General features: G+C 69.1%; 2 protein-coding genes. Both read right to left on the bottom strand.

The window, feature by feature from the left end:
- Nucleotides 1–415: hypothetical protein (locus tag VFE05_16390; protein ID HET6231654.1), on the bottom strand; the 415-nt coding region annotated here is incomplete at its 3' end.
- 164 nt (nt 416–579) lie between these two features.
- Nucleotides 580–1,683, bottom strand: coding sequence for a bifunctional DNA-binding transcriptional regulator/O6-methylguanine-DNA methyltransferase Ada (gene ada, locus VFE05_16385; GenBank protein ID HET6231653.1), 1,104 nt, complete (start codon nt 1,681–1,683; stop codon nt 580–582).
- Nucleotides 1,684–1,788: the final 105 nt, after the last annotated feature.

The following is a 1,788-nucleotide window of genomic DNA, read 5'->3' as shown; positions in this document are numbered from 1 at the left end:
CGCGGCCGTAGATGCAGTCGAGATCCAATCGCGGTGTACGAAAGTCCTCGAGCGCATCGGGATCGTTCTGCTGCTGCAGCGACGACGCGGGATCGAAGCTGATGTCGTGGTCGATGAATTGACCGAGATACGTGTATCCCGCGGGAATGGTCGGACTTTCATCCTCCGGTTCGGAGGTCGTGATCGCCGCATCCGGCGTCGGGTCCCCGTCGTCGACGTTTTCGGCGAATTCGCTGGTGACCATGTGGCCGGCGAGCTCCTGCATCATCGCCTCGATCTGCAACTCTTCCGCTGCATTCTTCGGCGATTGCGCCGGCTCCAGCCATCGAAACATGCGTCCGAACCTGGCGGTCCCGATGCTCGATTGACCGGTGCTCAGGAGCCCGCGCAGTGGCTTCGATCCATGTCCGCTCATTGGGTATTTCCGCATTCGGGTGAAGCAACATCAGCCGCCTGTGGGTATGGCGCCGAGTTCCACCAGTACGATCTGCCGAAGCGCAGTGCAAGCGAACAGGACGTTTGAATGCGTTCGGGATTCAACCTGTCGCGATGCATTAGCGGTGCAAACGGCGTGGGACGTCAGCCGCCGCGTTGCTCCTGTTCCGACGCCAGCAGCTGGGCCTTCCGCTCCGTCCCCCAGCGGTAGCCGCCGAGCGCCCCATCCCCCCGCAGCACCCGGTGGCATGGCACCACCACCGCCACCGGGTTCGCGCCGCACGCCGTACCCACGGCCCGCGTCGCGCCCGGCGCGCCCACCCGCCGCGCCAGCTCGGCGTAGGTCACCGTCTCGCCGCGCGGAATCCGCGTGAGCTCCTTCCACACCCGCTGCTGGAACGCGGTGCCGCGGAGGTCGAGCGGCAGCTCCCGCTGCAGCGTCGCGCCACTGGCGGCCGCGATCACCGAAGCGGCCACGTCGCGGACCACCGGGTCATCGGCCACCAGCGTGGCGGCATGCAACTCGTCCTCGAGCTGCGCGGTGAGCGCCGCGGCGTCGTCACCGAGGATGACGCGGCACACGCCCCGAGCGGTCATCGCCACGAGCACCTGCCCCAGCGCGCAGGACGCGACGGTGTAGAACACCGTTTCGCCCGGTGCGCCGCGCCGCAGCGCGCCCGGCGAAATGCCGAGATGACGATCGGCGGCCGCATAGGCACTGGGGAGCGATTCGAAGCCCGCGTCGTAGGCGGCGGTCGTGACCCCGGCACCCGAGACCAGCGCGGAGCGCAGCCGGTCGGCGCGGCGTGCCGCCTGCCACTCGTGCGGTGAGCATCCCACCACGCGGGTGAACGCGCGTTGAAAATGTGCCCGGCTCATGCCGGCGGTCTCGGCGAGCGAGGGAAGCGGCACGGTCTCGTCAGCGCCATCCAGCCGGATCAGCGCGCGGACGATCGCCGAGGTCGTGCCGCCCTGCACGCCGGCCTCGTCTGGGCGGCACCGCTTGCAGGCGCGGAATCCGTCCTGGCGCGCGTCGTCGGGACCGGAGAAGAACCGAACCCGGTCGGCGCGCGGGCGCCGCGACGGACAGGAGGGACGACAGTAGATCCGCGTGGAGGTGACGCCGAACACGAACGCGCCATCCCATGTGCGGTCGCGCGACAGCACGGCCTGGTAGCGTGGATCATCGAGCGCGGGCGTCGTCACCCCGGAGTCCCGCGCCGCATCGGAAGCATTGGCTGTGAGCATGACGGTACGCTACCGGTTTCGGGCCTGCCCGGCGACACGCTTCGTGCGCATGAACCGGCGCATGAACCGGCGCATGAACCGGCACATGAACCGGCGGGCGAGGTC

This window comes from Longimicrobiaceae bacterium, assembly GCA_035696245.1.
GTDB lineage: Bacteria > Gemmatimonadota > Gemmatimonadetes > Longimicrobiales > Longimicrobiaceae > DASRQW01.
The sequence above is the reverse complement of the archived record's forward strand: the minus strand, read 5'-3'. Positions and strand labels throughout refer to the sequence as shown.

Bases quoted from the DNA above. Each gene is read 5' to 3' on its own strand.
- ada (HET6231653.1), bottom strand. From the start codon at position 1,683: ATGCTCACAGCCAATGCTTCCGATGCGGCGCGGGACTCCGGGGTGACG.